At 46.8% G+C, this 16,364-nt stretch carries 15 protein-coding genes; 13 read left to right on the forward strand and 2 right to left on the reverse strand.

Translation table 11 applies throughout. The features are described 5' to 3' along the window. The first annotated feature begins 90 nt into the window (after positions 1–90). The 6 genes from S1OALGB6SA_RS05290 to S1OALGB6SA_RS05315 all read left to right on the forward strand — a co-directional run bounded on the left by S1OALGB6SA_RS05290 (position 91) and on the right by S1OALGB6SA_RS05315 (position 4,342). The gene (locus tag S1OALGB6SA_RS05290) at positions 91–702 is read left to right on the forward strand and encodes a rhomboid family intramembrane serine protease (RefSeq protein WP_037564494.1); all 612 of its coding nucleotides are present in this window, start codon (positions 91–93) and stop codon (positions 700–702) included. A gap of 77 nt (positions 703–779) precedes the next feature. Next, complete coding sequence (locus tag S1OALGB6SA_RS05295) at positions 780–1,394, forward strand: hypothetical protein (protein WP_124032783.1); 615 nt, start codon at positions 780–782, stop codon at positions 1,392–1,394. Between the two features lie 329 nt (positions 1,395–1,723). Further along, positions 1,724–1,966 carry a 4Fe-4S dicluster domain-containing protein gene (locus S1OALGB6SA_RS05300; RefSeq protein ID WP_200881743.1) on the forward strand — a complete coding sequence of 81 codons (243 nt, stop codon included), beginning with the start codon at positions 1,724–1,726 and terminating at the stop codon, positions 1,964–1,966. Beyond that, complete coding sequence (vorB, locus tag S1OALGB6SA_RS05305) at positions 1,967–3,046, forward strand: 3-methyl-2-oxobutanoate dehydrogenase subunit VorB (RefSeq protein ID WP_124032784.1); 1,080 nt, start codon at positions 1,967–1,969, stop codon at positions 3,044–3,046. Further along, positions 3,009–3,788 carry a thiamine pyrophosphate-dependent enzyme gene (locus tag S1OALGB6SA_RS05310; protein ID WP_037561270.1) on the forward strand — a complete coding sequence of 260 codons (780 nt, stop codon included), beginning with the start codon at positions 3,009–3,011 and terminating at the stop codon, positions 3,786–3,788. Before vorB ends, S1OALGB6SA_RS05310 begins: the two co-directional genes overlap by 38 nt. Continuing rightward, positions 3,785–4,342, forward strand: coding sequence for a 2-oxoacid:ferredoxin oxidoreductase subunit gamma family protein (locus tag S1OALGB6SA_RS05315; protein WP_037561269.1), 558 nt, complete (start codon positions 3,785–3,787; stop codon positions 4,340–4,342). The genes S1OALGB6SA_RS05310 and S1OALGB6SA_RS05315 overlap by 4 nt, the downstream gene beginning before the upstream one ends. Before the next feature lie 115 nt (positions 4,343–4,457). On the opposite strand, the gene S1OALGB6SA_RS05320 is transcribed toward S1OALGB6SA_RS05315, so the two are convergent. Continuing rightward, complete coding sequence (locus S1OALGB6SA_RS05320; RefSeq protein WP_161786760.1) at positions 4,458–5,237, reverse strand: META domain-containing protein; 780 nt, start codon at positions 5,235–5,237, stop codon at positions 4,458–4,460. Between the two features lie 115 nt (positions 5,238–5,352). Here S1OALGB6SA_RS05320 and S1OALGB6SA_RS05325 point away from each other — a divergent pair, with 115 nt between their 5' ends. The 7 genes from S1OALGB6SA_RS05325 to S1OALGB6SA_RS05355 all read left to right on the forward strand — a co-directional run bounded on the left by S1OALGB6SA_RS05325 (position 5,353) and on the right by S1OALGB6SA_RS05355 (position 15,043). Further along, a complete protein-coding gene (locus S1OALGB6SA_RS05325) occupies positions 5,353–6,411 on the forward strand; it encodes an FPP/GGPP synthase family protein (protein ID WP_052079907.1) in 1,059 nt (352 codons plus the stop codon). Positions 6,412–6,802: 391 nt separating this feature from the next. Next, a complete protein-coding gene (locus S1OALGB6SA_RS05330; RefSeq protein WP_200881621.1) occupies positions 6,803–7,927 on the forward strand; it encodes an Ldh family oxidoreductase in 1,125 nt (374 codons plus the stop codon). A 479-nt stretch (positions 7,928–8,406) separates the two neighbouring features. After that, positions 8,407–8,589: a hypothetical protein gene (locus S1OALGB6SA_RS05335; protein WP_037561267.1), complete on the forward strand. Its 183-nt coding sequence runs from the start codon at positions 8,407–8,409 to the stop codon at positions 8,587–8,589. Between the two features lie 172 nt (positions 8,590–8,761). Continuing rightward, on the forward strand, positions 8,762–10,042 hold the full coding sequence (locus S1OALGB6SA_RS05340) for a malic enzyme-like NAD(P)-binding protein (protein ID WP_124032785.1): 1,281 nt from the start codon (positions 8,762–8,764) through the stop codon (positions 10,040–10,042). A gap of 516 nt (positions 10,043–10,558) precedes the next feature. Next, the gene (locus tag S1OALGB6SA_RS05345; RefSeq protein ID WP_052079906.1) at positions 10,559–11,191 is read left to right on the forward strand and encodes a GyrI-like domain-containing protein; all 633 of its coding nucleotides are present in this window, start codon (positions 10,559–10,561) and stop codon (positions 11,189–11,191) included. Between the two features lie 199 nt (positions 11,192–11,390). Beyond that, a complete protein-coding gene (locus S1OALGB6SA_RS05350; RefSeq protein ID WP_230204439.1) occupies positions 11,391–13,769 on the forward strand; it encodes a DNA polymerase II in 2,379 nt (792 codons plus the stop codon). Between the two features lie 86 nt (positions 13,770–13,855). Next, entirely contained in the window at positions 13,856–15,043 is a 1,188-nt protein-coding gene (locus tag S1OALGB6SA_RS05355; RefSeq protein ID WP_124032787.1) for a MalY/PatB family protein, read from the forward strand. On the opposite strand, the gene S1OALGB6SA_RS05360 is transcribed toward S1OALGB6SA_RS05355, so the two are convergent. Further along, a complete protein-coding gene (locus tag S1OALGB6SA_RS05360) occupies positions 15,033–16,022 on the reverse strand; it encodes a hypothetical protein (protein ID WP_124032788.1) in 990 nt (329 codons plus the stop codon). The two genes, S1OALGB6SA_RS05355 and S1OALGB6SA_RS05360, sit on opposite strands and share 11 nt — an antisense overlap. Positions 16,023–16,364: the final 342 nt, after the last annotated feature.

Below are 16,364 nucleotides of genomic sequence, written 5' to 3' on the forward strand. Positions count from 1 at the left end.
TCTTCTCATGTGTCCAACAACCAATCGTCGGCTGTGCACCATTGTGTTATTGAACTCCAGAATGAATTTAAGCTAAACTTAAAACCTGTTATGAGAACAAGTGGAAGAGTCTACAATTATAACTTAATAATTGTGGCCGCAAATATTGCAGTTTTCTTTCTGGTGTACCTGTCGCCGGGTATTCTGGAGTATCTGGCCATCTATGCACACGGTTTACTCCTCAGGAAATTCCTCTGGACACCCATAACCTACATGTTCACGCATAGCGGCTTCATGCACATCATCTTCAATATGATAGTGCTAATTTCCATTGGACATCACGTGGAAAGGCATCTCGGAAGTGGGGAATATCTCGCCTATTATCTAATCTGCGGCGCACTAGCCGGGGTTTTCTCGGTGGTAGCCTACATGTCTCGCGCCAGTTTCACACCAATAATCGGCGCTTCAGGAGCCATATATGCGGTCCTGTTGGCATATGCGATATTGGAGCCACGTGCTGTTCTTCTGCTATTCGGGCTCATCCCGATGAGGGCACCCATACTCCTGGCGGTATTCGCGGCAATTGATTTGCTTTCTCATGTCTTTCAATTTGGGGGCAACGCAGCACATCTCACACATCTTAGTGGCCTGGCTTTCGGTTTGCTATACTTCTCCATACGACTAAGAATAAATCCAATCAAGGCGATGAGGAACTGGCACTGAGATACGACGATGCTGTTTTACAATCAGCTGCAATTCGGCGCTTGCCGTTTGGCTGGTGGTTGCTTGGGAGCGGATTATTGCTGATTCAGGTAAGCGTTCCTTTGGCCGCAGAGCCCTTGCGGGGGGAATTCCAACTGTTTCCAGAGCCCATCGAAACCACCGTGCAAGACTATTCCGACCACAGTGCCAATGAATTAATTGACGATGCCAGGTGGATTTTTTCGGGCATGATATATGGATATATAGTCACTTGGGTTCCTCCATTCAGCAGTCGGGGAGTGAAAGAGAAATTCACAATAGAACTCGTGGCACAAATACCAACAGGAGATGAAAAGCTGAAAACGCTCAGTGCTGATAAGATAGATGGGATAACGTACGTGCTTATGGAATACTCAAGCGATTCCGCGCAACAAAAACGTCTTGAAGCTTGGAGAAGTACCCAGTTCCCATTTACCGCCGGCGAAGGCAATTCACCAACTATGGGAGGTTCTCGACGTGAGGCGTTGGAAATGGCTATCAAGGAGGCTGTCAAGAACTATCTCATGAGACGTAATTTCAATCGCCCTAAAAGTGTACAAGCCAGAGTGGCGTTGATTGATTTCCCCCAAATCGGTCTTAGTAATGGCATATATCGTGCACTGGTACGTATTAGGATGAATCCACATAGCGTTCAAGATTACAAAATCGACTAAAAATAGTATAAAACTACCATTTGTATACTCAATAAGAAGCAACTTATTCCCAGCATTTACGAACTGAAAAGACTTTTACTGGCAAAACTGCGTTTAGAAGTGAATTTTAACCTTTTCCCGTCATATTCTTGAAAAATTTCCAGTAGCAAGATTAAAAACAACGAAAAGAGTCTAGTAATTACATACTAGTGATTAGGAACTAAGCTCAAAAAAACCGGAAATATTACAAGAAAAGTGTTTTTATCTTGAAGAATAATCAAAATAAACCTTGCGCTTTCATGACAAATGGCTTAATTTGTCAATAATAAAAAAGTTGGAGGGTCCTTAGAGTGGGAAATAATGGCAACAGGGGAGTGCCAATAATAGATAAAGAAAGATGCAAGGGTTGTGGTTTGTGTATTGCAAACTGCCCAAAAAAGATACTGGCCAAGTCGAAAGAACTAAACAGCCAGGGGCTTCATTATACCGTTTGTATTGATGAATCCATATGCATTGCCTGCGGTGCCTGTGCGCTCATGTGTCCAGATGCCGCAATCGAAATCGATAAGTTTGTAGAGGCGGAGGCGGTCTAAATGTTGGGAAAAGTACTGATGAAGGGAAACGAGGCCTTGGCAGAGGCAGCTCTTATTGCTGGTTGCAGGCATTATTTTGCTTATCCGATTACGCCACAGAATGAAATACCCGTCTACATGGCTCGCCGGATGGCGGAGCTGGGAGGCACATTCATTCAGGCTGAGAGTGAGCTTGCAGCTATAAGCATGGTAATGGGCGCCTCTGCCGGTGGGGTTAGAACTATGACTAGTTCTTCGTCGCCGGGGATGGCGTTGAAACAGGAAGGCATTTCCTATTTAGCGGGAGCGGAGTTGCCCTGTGTTCTGGTTAATGTTATGCGTGGCGGGCCAGGACTCGGCGGCATCGCCGGTTCTCAGGGAGATTACTTTCAGGCAACCCGCGGGGGCGGCAATGGCGACTACCGCACCATCGTTCTTGCACCGGGCAACGCTCAGGAACTGGCAGATTTCACTGTAGACGCGTTTGATTTGGCAGATGAGTATAGAATACCAGTCCTTATTTTGGTAGACGGCTATTTAGGCCAGATGTCCGAACCTTTAACGCTTCCAAAGCCTAATGGGAAAAAATTCGAGAAATCCTGGGCTGTAAGGGGATCTGAAGGTAAGAGCAAGAACATAATCGCATCTCTGAGGCTGGTTCCCGATAGTGCATTAGAGGTACACAATCTCCATCTTCAGGACAAATATGAAAAGATTACCGAAGAAGTCAGGCACGTGGATGAGTATCGCTGTGAGGATGCCGAATGGCTGATTGTTGCCTATGGTGCGGCGGCCCGAGTAGCCAGGAAGGCGGTGGATAGTCTGCGAACCGGAGGCACAAGAGTGGGTTTGTTTCGACCACTGTCCCTTTGGCCCTTTCCCGATAGAGAACTAAACGAATTTGCCAAAGAAGTGGAAAAAGTTCTAACGGTGGAGATGAGTTTGGGACAACTAATTGAGGATGTGAAACTTTCGGTGAACGGAGAAGCCGAGGTGGATTTTTATGGTCGTGCGGGGGGGGCGGTGCCCACACTCGATGATATCATAGGGAGGATTTACAGTTATGAGCATCAAGACCATACCCATGTACAGGCGTCCTGAGGGACTAAGTGATGTTAGAACCCACTACTGCCCTGGCTGTGGACATGGGATTATTCATAAGCTTATTGCCGAAGTTTTGGTGGAGCTTGACATAATTGGCAAAACGATAATCATCGCGCCTGTAGGTTGCTCGGTGCTGGCTTACAAGTATATCGAGGTGGATGGGCTGGAGGCGGCCCATGGCAGGGCGCCAGCGGTGGCCACGGGATTGAAAAGAGCTCTACCAAATAGAATAGTCATTTCCTACCAGGGTGACGGCGACTTGCTGGCCATTGGTGTCGGCGAAACAGTGCATGCGGCAAACCGTGGCGAAAAAATTACAGTCTTTTTCGTCAACAACGCAAACTATGGTATGACCGGTGGCCAGATGGCGCCAACTAGTCTGGAGGGTCAGAAAACCACAACCACACCCCATGGAAGAGACGGTACTGAGGTGGGTTACCCGATTCGAGCCTGTGAGTTGATTGATACTTTGGTAGCACCCGCCTACATTGAACGAACCTCGGTTCATAATCCGGGTGCGGTTAAGAAAACTAAGAAGGCAATTCTGAAGGCGCTTAGTTATCAGAAAGAAGGCATAGGCTATTCCTTTGTGGAAATTCTTTCTATGTGCCCAACTAACTGGGGTGTTGAACCGGCAACTGCGGCGGAATGGATAAAAACTGATATGCTTAAAAGCTTCCCCTTAAAGAAATTTCGTGATAGGCCCATGGAAGCAGCAGTGGAAAAAGAAGCTTCGTGACCGAAGAAATAGTCATCGCTGGTTTCGGAGGGCAGGGTGTTTTACTAGCGGGCAAGTTGCTTTGTGTCGCTGCTATGCGCCGGGGACTTCAGGTTTCACACATCCCCTCCTACGGTGCTGAAATGCGAGGTGGGACGGCAAATTGTTCTGTGGTAATTAGCACTGAGGACATACCTTCGCCGGTAATTGAATGCCCCAGTGTTGTAATAGCTTTAAATGGTCCCTCACTGGTGAAATTTTTGCCCAGAATAAGGCTCGGGGGCATGCTGATTTGGAATCGCTCGTTGATAGCGATTGCGCCAAGTCGTTCGGATTTGTTTAGCTTTCCGCTCGATGCAACTGATATCTCCCTGGCAAATGGAACTGAACGGGCGGCAAACATGGTGGCCATTGGTGCCCTATTGCGATTGAAACCTAACCTGGTGTCAATGAAATCAATCGAAGCGGCCTTGGATGAGGTGATTTCTTCTCGAAACCGCAAATACAATTCTCTCAATTTACGAATACTCAGCGTCGGTTACGAAATGGCCGAAAAGATTGTCGCGAACAAGTAGTTTAGGCCTGGAACTCATCGTTTATCCACGTACAGGATTGCTCCAGCGATTCTTGTGTTCAATTTGTGCACGGATTGAGATGGCTGGGAAGTGACAATCTTGCTGGAGGCGTGATTTAGTCGAATATGTGGGCCCGAAAAGCGACTACCGGCATGGTGTCGGAATATAGGAAAAGGTTGAAATCCACCTGAATGTAACTGTTCACACTCGTGAGACCTGAAACATAGTAATTCTCGAAGTCTAAATAGGGGCCGTTCATGAGTGTACTTGCCAGGGGACCCACCTTAAATAACTCATCTCCGAGCTCAATACTGCCCCTGAATCGATTAACACCACCGTAGCTTAGAATGCTAAGGCCATTTTCGCCCGGAAGTAGAATCATGTGTATATCAGTATCGATGGGCCAGTTAACATCCTCAGCTCCTACGAGTGTCTTGAGGAGCCAGTAATTCCCCACAAGATCCACTTCGGCGGTGCCGCGTATAAGGGATATTCCCATGGTATCGCAGTGGTACTCGGGAATGAGTCTTATATGCTTTGGAAAGCCGTCTTCAACATCGTCTACGAGAATAAAAAAATTATTGGTTAAGGGTATATCCATCAATTCTGGAGCGCCTTGCAGAAAGCTTAGCGATAGCCAATTTCCTTGAATTTCCCATTTGTCACCTATCTCATTTGGGAAATTGATCAAGAGCAATCTACCATCTTTGCTCAGAAAAATTCCTCGGTAGCCGGGGAATCTGGCTGTTTCCTCGAATTCGAATATCCAGGCAAAGCCCCCCAAATTGATATCAATTCCTTCAGATACAGGAGGTGGAGTTATTGATACTGATTCAGGCGTTTCAGTGCTCTTGCAGGCAATAAGCGCAATCGCGGAAAAAGCAAGAACACACATTCGATATACCATGACACAATATATATTAGCTAAATAAATATATACAACTAACTCGCTCAGTGCGATTTCTGGCCTTTAGCTGGAAATTTGCGCTGCAAGCAGTCAATATAGCAATATGTACGACGAGCAACTTAGACGCATAGAGACAGCCATCGATAAAATTCTGCCCGAAGACATAGACTCAACTTGGATTGCAAGTGTCGTGGGAATGAAAACCTCACATGTCAATCATAATTGGGCTAGAGAGTTGACTGAACCCGGAAGGGCATTGCTTAGACGCGGAGGGAAGCGTTGGAGATCCCTGGTTTGCGTGCTTACCTGTGAGGCACTTGGTGGAGGGGAAGCCGCAGACGAGTTAGCACCCCTAATAGAAATTCCTCACAATGGTTCGCTCATCATCGATGATATTGAAGATACTTCCCCCACTCGCCGAGGAAAACCCGCCATACATAAGATTTTTGGCGAGGATTTAGCTATCAATATGGGTAACCTGATGTATTTTTTGCCCAGTATCATACTGGCAAGGAGCAGTTTCCATCCCACCTTACTGACTGCCATTACAAACGATTGGCTAACGGTGATGAGACGCCTCCACCTTGGGCAGGGTTATGATATCATATGGCATAAGAGGTCTAACTGTTTTCCAGATGAACAAGCCTACTTGCAAATGTGTAGACTTAAGACAGGTTCATTAGCCGGATTAGCTGCAAGAATTGGAGGAAGTGCTGCCCAGTCTGTCTTGAAGGATTATGCTGAGCAGGGAAGCGTGCAGGAATTGGGTTGCACATGGGAGACATTGGGTTGTGGTTTTCAAATCATTGATGATGTGTTGAATTTAACTGACGGTGTGGCCGGTAAGAGACGAGGCGACGATATAATCGAAGGGAAGAAAAGTCTACCAGTAATTTATCACGTTGCGAAAAATCCCGAAGACTCATCCCACTTGCAAAACCTTTTCGAACAGGCCAAAAAAACCGCGACCCGGAACGACAGAAAGGCAATAAATGAGGCTGCAGAACTTTTGATAAGCTCGGGTGCTGCAATGGAAGCACAGATGAAGGGGCAGCGCCTGCTAATGCAAGGACGCGACGAACTAAAGAAACTACTGCCAGACAACCAAGCCAGAACCGCTCTCATTCATTTGATTGACTCAGGTATGAACACAGAGACTTAACAAAGGCAGACCCGTGGTGCAAATCCACCCTGATTCATAAGGTTTAGCGGCTTCATTACTTCAGCACTGTTTGAGGTGATAAATTGTTCTTGATGTACCACTCCTTAAGATTTATCCCATCCGATTAAGGAGGAAATCCAATCCCTGCAATAGCTCATGCCGTCTTTACTTCATCAACTGGAAGCCCAAGCTGACCTTGCAGGCAAGCTATCTGTTAGCCTACTGTAACGGGATTCAATAAAGCGTAGTTTCGTCAAGGAATCTGTCAGACGTTTAGCTAACACTTCGCGTTTAGCATTCATGAATTCGAGAATAGTGGTATATTGCCCGCATACAGGATTGCAGATAGAACTGGACAAAGCCTCTCACGACGGCGCATAATAGCGAGAAAATGATGAATCAACACGATTATCCTGATTGCGAGTGGGTTGATTTCAAGCTCCTGGAAACCTTCGTGTACCAGTGTCTTTGTAAGAGCGGCGTACCTGAAGCAGATGCAGCTATAGTGACAGATGTACTAATAGAATCTGATAAGAGAGGAATCGATTCTCACGGCATCGGTAGACTCAAACCCATTTATATTGATCGCATAGACCAAGGAATTCTGAAACCAGTCACAAAGATAACTATGATTAAGGAAACTCCCAGCACCGCGGTGTTGGATGGGAATAACGGCATGGGCCATGTTATCTCAAAAAAGGCTATGCAGATGGCCGTTGAAAAGGCGCAGAAGCAGGGCTTAGGCATGGTGGTTGTGCGAAACTCCACCCATTATGGAATAGCCGGCTACTATGCCACAATGGCTACGGATGCCGATATGATAGGAGTGACAGGCACCAACGCACGTCCTTCCATTGCTCCCACTCACGGTGTGGAAAATATGCTCGGCACAAACCCCCTGGTGTTTGGAATTCCAACTGATGAGCCCTTTCCGTTTGTTATCGATTGTGCGACAAGCGTTAGTCAACGAGGAAAGATTGAGATGTATGCACGATTAGGGAAGAGTCTCCCACCCGGGTGGGTGATTGGGAAAGACGGCAAAACCCGAACCGATACCGAGGAAGTGCTAAGGCATCTTAAGCAGGGAATAGTGGCGCTTAGCCCTCTGGGGGGAATAGGCGAGGAAAACGGTGGCTACAAAGGTTATGGCTATGCCACGGTTGTGGAGGTGCTCTCGGCTGCCTTACAAAATGGTTCCTATCTCAAGGCCCTCAACGGTGTTGATAAGGATGGCAAGAAAATCCCCTATCCTTTAGGTCATTTCTTCCTGGCCATAAATATCGAAAATTTCATATCACCGTCGTTGTTTAAAAAAATCGCGGGGTCCATTATGCGAGACTTGCGGCAATCTGAAAAGGTTCCTGGGGAGGAACGTATTTATACAGCTGGCGAAAAAGAATATGAGACATGGATTTATCGCCGGAAGCATGGTTGCCCCATCCCAAAGCCACTTCAAGTGGTGATAACCAGTTTGAAGGAGCGTTGGCAGCTTCAGCTCGATTTTCCCTGGGAGTAGGAATACTCTTATTGTCGATAGAACGAATAAACAATCTCTTCTAATGAGCGAATTCAAACGTTTTTTCTACGTTTTTCTGAAGAAAGGACAAAATAGATTAGAAATGTACTACAGTTACCGAAGATATAACAGGTGTTAAAAATAAACATATTATACATTATTGCCCTTTATGGCAGGATTTGCTAGTACCGCATAGGTAACCGGCCCTACCGAAGCGTGCCGGAGTGGTGAGAATCACTCCGGTTTTTTGTAAAAGAAATTCTTCATTCAATGCTTCTTCAAGCTGTGCTGATAGTAACATAGCGTTGGTCTACCTGCACTGCTGAACTATGCTTCCGGCAATCTGGAGTAGCCTGGACTTCAATTCAAGCTCAATAATTGATCACTTTTTTATGATTTTTTCTATAGGGGATGAAAAAATGCTGTGCGTTAGCTTTGATCGTGTGCGATATAAAGAATGAGGAAACAGGAGCAAAGCTATGAAAGAGAATTTTTTTGTGGTCTTAATTGGGTTTGTCGTATTTGTCGGTTTCTTAGTTACGACGACTGTACTCATTGGCTGGAATAAGGGCGTAAGTCCAATGCCCACCATGCAAGCCTCGAAGTTGTTGGAGCCCGACGAGAACGCCGAGAATATCGCTTTCTCGGAGACAGAAGAATAGCCTCCGAAAATTTATTCTGCCAATGCAGTTCATAAGTTTCCAACTCAGATTGGTTAACGGGTATCAATTTGCCCGATTTTTTGGCGGGTTTCAACGCTGGGTGTCATAAGGTACACCACTTATCTTAGAATATCACTAACTGCTAGAATCGCCTTATATGAGGATGGTGGTTATGAATAGCATGAAAGAAAGGGCATTGGAGTATCACGAGCTTAACGGACGACCGGGCAAGACAGAGGTGATTGCGACTAAGCCTTGCTTTACGGCAGATGATTTGTCGTTGGCGTATTCTCCGGGGGTGGCCTTCCCAGTTCTGGAGATTGACAGAGATGAGGAGGCGGCTTTCCGCTACACTGGAAAGGGAAATCTAGTGGCAGTGGTTTCAAATGGTACGGCAATTTTGGGTCTTGGTGATCGAGGAGCGCTCGCTTCTAAACCGGTGATGGAAGGAAAGGGAGTGCTCTTCAAGCGTTTCGCGGACATCGATGTTTTTGATATCGAGGTGAACGAGAAAGATCCTCGGAAATTGGTAGAAATTGTAAAGACCCTGGAGCCGACGTTTGGTGGAATTAATCTGGAGGATATTGCGGCTCCGGAATGCTTCGAAATTGAGAGAGCCTTAATTGAGGCTTGCAATATTCCAATTTTTCATGATGATCAGCACGGCACCGCGATAATCTGCACGGCTGGAGTGATCAATGCGGCCGAAATAACGAAACGCAAACTTGGAGAAATGAAGGTGGTGTTTAATGGAGCCGGGGCGGCTGGTATTAGTTGCGCGAAGATGTTTATTGAGGCCGGAGTGAAGAGAAGCAATATCATAATGTGTGACTCCAAAGGTGTGATTTCGGCAGATAGGAAAGAATTAAGCGAGGAGAAAAAGCTTTTTGCAACGGATCGATCTGAGCGAAGCCTGGCGGAAGCTATGCGTGGTGCCGATGCCTTTATTGGACTTTCGGTAGCCGATGTGCTTAGCCCTGATATGCTGCTTTCAATGAATGATTCTCCAGTTGTATTTGCCATGGCAAATCCAGATCCTGAAATTTCCTATCCACTTGCTAAGAAAACACGAGATGGCGTGATTATGGGAACGGGAAGATCTGATTATCCGAATCAAGTTAACAATGTGCTTGGCTTTCCGTTCATTTTCAGAGGAGCGATGGATGTTCGCTCCAGGCGTATTTCCGAGGGTATGAAAATGGCGGCGGCCAGAGCTTTGGCGGAATTGGCGAAGGAGCCAATACCAGATGAGGTTAGGCGGGCCTATGGCCAGAATTTTGAATTCGGACCGGAATATGTTGTTCCCAAACCCTTCGATCCCAGGGTGATTGAGTGGGAGGCGGTGGCAGTGGCCAAAACAGCCTGCGCGGAATCTCTAGCCACCAAACCGATCAAGAATTGGGATTCTTACGCCGCAGGTCTGCGTGAACGCATGAGGAAACATTGGATTTAGCAAAGCGGATGGATCTCAACTTGACCGGCCAAATCAACCAACGGGCCAGCGGAGCTTTAATTCCACTATGAGCTGCTATGAAATTCACCCATTACACTGTTTCGGACAGTGAGAACACGGCTGACGGTTTTGAGTTCTGCTAATGAACCCATTATGAGATGTATTCTCGAACTTCGAGAGGTACAGCGATAAAAACAATGGATGTGGTGTTTAACATGAAAGTGCAGCTGAAATGCTTGAAGAAGAGAAAGTGGGTTCAACAATATGTGAGCGTGCTTGAATGATATCCCGCGTGGAAAGAAGCAAAAGCGTGTTGAGAAGAGTAGGAATATCTCGGTGTTTCTCAATTTTTACAAAGATCACAAAAACCGGAGCTTATAGGCTACAGTTTCCGGAGCAAGTCTTATTGACTAGTTTAAATACAACTCTCAGTGAGATTAAGGCCGCTAGTCTGTTTATCACGGAGGGATTGAGCATATTTGAAGCAAAGTGACAGAAGTGGAGGTTAGATCAAGTATGATACTAGAATCTAAAATTGAAAAAATTGATCATCGGAAAAAATTTGCCGGTTTGTACAAACCCAGGGTTGGCAGTGTGCACGAAGTGGAGGTGCCCGAATTCAATTTCTTGATGGTAGATGGCAAAGGCGGTTCATACGACTCACCGCATTTTATCGACGCGGTTATGGCACTTCATTCTGTTTCTTATGTATTCAAGTTTCATATTAAGAACCATAAGCAGATTGATTATCGAGTGATGCCTCTAGAGATGCTTTTTTGGACAGAAAACATGAAGAGATTCACACTCAGGAACAAGTCGAATTGGAAATGGACTCTTATGATTATGCAACCTGACTACATCAGTGCTGATATGATGAAAGAAGGAATTAGAGGCGCTTACCTGAAGAAGAAGTATCGTTCACTCGAATTGATGAGATTTGAGAGCTTGAAAGAAGGATCTGCAATGCAGGCGATGCATGTAGGTTTCCTCAGCGATATGGAACCGACAGTTGTTGCTGTGCGCCATAATATCAAATCCTCCGGCAAAGCGTTCACGGGTAAGTACCACGAGATATACTTGAACGATATTCGCAGAACTCCCAAGGCAGCATGGCGTACCGTGATTCGACAAACCTTTAGTGATTCCTAGAGTCGCTTGATTTAATCAGGCTCTTGTTCTACCTCAGTTTGTCTTAATCGTAGGCTCGACAACGCGAGCAGTCTCAAATTCTGAAATTCACCAATGCAATCAGGTATCTTCGACTGAGGTGGCGTGTTTGAGTTATAATTATTGGATGGTCTGTTTGTTTGAGAGGGCGCATGCAAGCGGTGCAGGAAATTCTTTTTTGATGGAAACTTCCAGCAACTTCTTTTTGTTGACCTCGGGGTGTATAGATGTAAGGGGTTTTTGCGAATTACTCTTCTGGGGCTGTGACTCTGAGGGAGCAATTCTGGTTCGCATTCCCAGGCACCGGCCTGTGTTTTTTATCTATGCTGATGTGCATTTGCCAGCTGATTTCGAGGTGGAACGTCGTCGATTGGAAATGAGATCGTTTGATGGAAAGGCGGTAGATGGACTCTATTTCCCCTCGTTGGCGGCATACCATGAGGGACGGCGTAAACTGGCAGAGGCTGGAATTAGAACTTGGGAGTCGGATGTCCGCCCCGAAGAACGTTTTCTCATGGAGAGGCTTATTCACGGATCGGCTAGGTTGAGAGGAAAAGCGCTCATAAGGGATAGATACAGGGAGTTTGTCAATCCGAGATTTGAGCCATCGGAATGGTGTCCGCAACTTAGCACTGTGTCACTGGATATCGAAACAGGAACGAATGGTACACTTTATAGCGTTGCTATGGATCGCAGTGCTGAAGGGATAGATACAGGGAGTTCTTCGAAAGGCGGCAAGCGCATTCGAATTGTGGGACTGTTGGATGAGCGGTTGCCTGGACCGGGTTATAGAAGCGAGGAACTCCAATTAAATGAAGAGGAAGCTCCAGCACAGCTTTGTTATTTGCCAACCGAAATTTCGTTGTTGGAATTTTTTGTCGAGAAAATCACTGAACTCGATCCCGATCTGATTATTGGCTGGCATGTAATTGGTTTTGATTTAACCTTTCTCTTGGAGCGCTCGCGACGACTCAATTTTCCGTTGCGGATAGGTAGGAGCAAATCAGTTCTGAGGTTGGTTAAGCAGCAAGGATCGCTGCCGATTGTTAATCTGGAAGGTAGGCTTGTTATCGATGGACCGCCACTATTGCGTGGAGCTTCAATTCGGTTTTCTGAGTGGCGACTTAACACGGTTGCAAACGATGTACTTGGACGAGGGAAGAGTATTCCAGATGAAGGCAGGGATAAAGTGGCCGAAATTGAACGTCGCTTTCGGGAGGACAAAGAAGCTCTGGCTCGATACAACCTGGAAGATGCGATTCTTGTAACTGAGATTTTTGAGAAAACCGGAGTTTTGAAATTGATGACAACCCGCAGTTTGATTACCGGCCTTCCGCCCGATCAGATACACCGTTCCGTTGCGGCCTTCGAACATTTTTTTTTGCCTCGCTTGCACCGTAAGGGTTATGTTGCTCCAAACCGAAGTGATGTGCACGCCGGGGCAACAACTCCAGGCGCGATGGTTTTTGCCGGAGGGTTTGGATTGTTTGAAGAGGTGACAGTTCTGGATTTCAAGAGTCTTTACCCAAGCTTGATTCAAACCTTCCACATCGATCCATATTCTCTACTGAAGGCTGCAGAAGATCCGCTTGTCACTCCGGTAAACATTGACTTTTCTGTCAGCGAGCATATTCTGCCGGATTATATTTGCAAGCTGATGCAACGAAGGACGGAGGCCCACGACGCCAAAAACGATGCGCTTGCTTACGCCATTAAAATTCTGATGAATTCTATGTATGGAGTTATGGGTGCCGCGAACTGCCGTTTCTATAACACCAAACTGCCCACTGCCATAACTGCCATCGGCAGATGGGTGCTTGAATCCACCGCCAAGCAACTTCGAGATTGGGGTTACAAAGTGCTTTATGGCGATACCGATTCAGTTTTCGTTCAACTCAAGGATGATGAACGACTTGATGCCAATGCAGCGGGGCGGGATTTAGCTCAGAGAGTGGATGGATATTTCCGCGAAGTTATCCAGTCGAATTTTGGAGTTCCTTCTTTTTTGGAACTTGAGTTCGAGAAGCACTATGTAAAACTGTTCTTACCGAGGATGCGCACAAACGACGAGGAGACCGCGGTTAAGAGATATGTGGGTTTGTTGTCAGATGGGAGTTTGGATATCAAAGGGATGGAGTTTGTGCGCTCGGATTCCACCCCGCTTGCGCGGGATTTTCAATATGAACTCTTTCGGCGCTATTTCAATGGCGAGGCCCTGGCACCATGGATCCGAGGAGTTGTCGGACGGCTTCGCAACGGCGAGTTCGATGATAAGTTAGTCTATAAACGCAGACTTTCCAGGCGAGCAGCGGATTATAAATCGCCACCACCCCATGTTAGGGCGGCGAAACTGCTTGATCCTGATGGTTCCAGGAATATTCGCAGAGTTGAGTATTTGATGACACCGACAGGGCCTGTTCCCTTGGAGCTGAAACCGGACGAGATAGACTACAATCATTACATCGAGAAACAATTGCGATCTCTGGCTGATGACGTTCTGATTCATAGTGGTGAGAGCTTCGATGCCATTCTGGGGGGCAAGCAGCTTGAGCTGTTTTAGGGGAATGAACTAGGAAGCAGGCGTCGGAAACCGCGAAGGCGCCGGAGACTTGATGAGAAAGATGTCAGAGGCCAGTATACTTTGTTATGGTCTCTACAGACTTCGGCTTCGATGAATGCATTGAGAGGCGGGGTACCTCATGTTACAAGTGGGATTATGATTCGCGCATAACAGGGCACACGGGTTTGCTCGCTTTCTGGGTGGCAGATATGGATTTTCGCACGGCGCCTGCAATTCTGAGGAGAATCGGGAAGCGATTGGAACATGGGATATTTGGTTATACGGGTAGACCGAAGTCTTTGGATGATGCGCTGACTGGCTGGCTGGAGCGTCGTCAGGGTTGGAAAGCAAGGAAGAATGAAATCCTTGAAATGCCTGGCATTGTTCAATCTATTCACATGCTTATACGAGAATTATGTGAGCCTGGAGATGGAGTTGTCATTCAGGAACCCGTTTATTACCCGTTTCGGGAGGCAGTGAAAGGTGGTGCGCGGCGGCTGGTTGTGAACGAGCTGCGCCGCGGCAAAGATGGGCGCTGGAAGATGGATTTGGAGAATCTGGCCACACAGATAGCAGAGTGCGGAGCAAGACTCTTGCTGCTTTGCAATCCACACAATCCAGTGGCCCGGGTTTGGGAAAAGGAGGAACTGTTAAGGCTTGCCGATATCTGTCGCGAAGCGGAGATTACTGTAATTAGCGATGAGATTCACGCGGATTTAGTTTTTCAGAAGCATCAGTTTGTACCCTGGCTCAGTTTGCCAAAGGAAAGCCTGCCACAGTCGATTACGCTTGTTTCTCCCACTAAGGCGTTCAATATTCCGGGTCTGAATATAGCTTTTGCGGTTTTCTCCGATCAGAAACTGCGCAGGCAGGTTCACGGAATGCTTGAGACATATGGCATTTCGAAAGGAGCCTCCGCTCCACTCAATTATGCCGCGGCGGAGGCTGCTTGGCGAGAAAGTGAGGACTGGCTCGATTCGATGTTGGCCTATGTTAAGGAGAACGATGATTTGGTTCGGAGTGCTCTTGCTAGTCTACTTGGTCCCGATTCGATTGCAATGCTGGAGGGCACCTATCTGGAATGGATTTGCGTTGCTGGAAGCTTGAAAGAGGAGGAGACAGTTTGGAATAGCCTCTTAGATGCAGGGGTTTGGCTGAGCAGGGGAAGTCAGTTCGGAATGACCGGTACTGGCTTTCTGCGAATGAACATCGCCTGTCCTCGATCGCGGCTGGAGATTGGCCTTGATAAAATTTGCAATGTCCTTAGAGCTTAAATTCGTTTTCAAAGCCGGCCATGATATCCTCATGTATTCGAATCAGTATAGGCATATCTCCAATACGGCTAGTCTCCAGTTTTTCGCGAAGTTCTTCATAGCGTTGTTCAAGTTCAAGCACTTCCAGAAAGCTGAGGGGTGAGGCGTTGTTTTTGTTGTGGATGTGGGATATGAGCGATGGAGTGAGTTCCAGCCAACTGTGTACCGCCACCGCATATGGATAAATTGTTGCATCGTCGCTCAGGGGCGGAAGCTCAAGTCGGTTATTCAACAATCCTTCCCCCAAGCTGTTAATGAAATCCCTTAATTCATCTGCATCCCCCTTCTCCTCAAATGTGCGAGTTGCGATATAAAGTCCTTGTGCTACTAAGGATGAAAATCGCTCAAGATACATAATTGCGCTGGCAAGCTTGTCTTCTTCGTAGCTATCAAGCAGGAAGGATTCGTATGGGCTAAGTAGATATCCTCTGGGCAGAAGTCGATCGCGAATCAACAGCGCCGCGCTGTTATAACCCTCTATGCGAATCAGAAGTAAATCCAGTTTATTGATTTGAGAGACGCCCCAGGCCTGTGGATCCTTAAAAAAGATATATGCATCTTCCACTCCCAGGGAAAAGAGGGAAAAAACCATTGAGGGATAATCTGGCCAAATATCGACTAGCCACTGCGAGAGAACAATATGAGTAGTATTCGAGCCCGGCATCGCCCTGAAATATACACCTCTTAATAGGTTGTTATCTGTCGGGTCAACCGTAAAACGCAGGAAGCCTTTGTTGATCGCCCTGCTCACATAATTCCAAGATTCAGCTGGTTGGTCCTCCATGCTCGGGTCCAATTCCTGCGCGAGCAGCTCCTGGTAGGCTTCGATAATTTCGACTACCTTTGCATTGGTGTTTGCGTCTTGAGCATCAATCGCACCTAACCATGTGACGGCAAGCATACCGAGCAGAAAGAGACGTTTCGCGAATGTATCAGCCATGATTTCCTCCGACATTCAATCATAATCTCTTAAGTGATTTTTCGTCATGCAAATTAAGGTGAGTGGAGCCGAGAAGGAAGAACCCGGCGCTCAAGTGCTTCATGAAGGCTGATATCCTTCAGATGCTTGTCATTTTGAGTCGATCTTGCCCTAGGAGGCGACATCTCCCAATGCCTCTGGCGCTTCGGTTTCCTAAGATTGGAAACAGCTTATCTCATTAACAACCCCCCCGAACCCAGGCTCGGCGATGAAAAATCCAACGTCTACCCTTGACCGCTACTTGGTTGTCTTAAGATAATAGCCCGGCGATTTAGCGAATTGGAATACGAAACGGAGTTTCTG

This window comes from Olavius algarvensis spirochete endosymbiont (assembly GCA_900608495.1).
Classification (GTDB): domain Bacteria; phylum Spirochaetota; class Spirochaetia; order DSM-2461; family DSM-2461; genus UBA2779.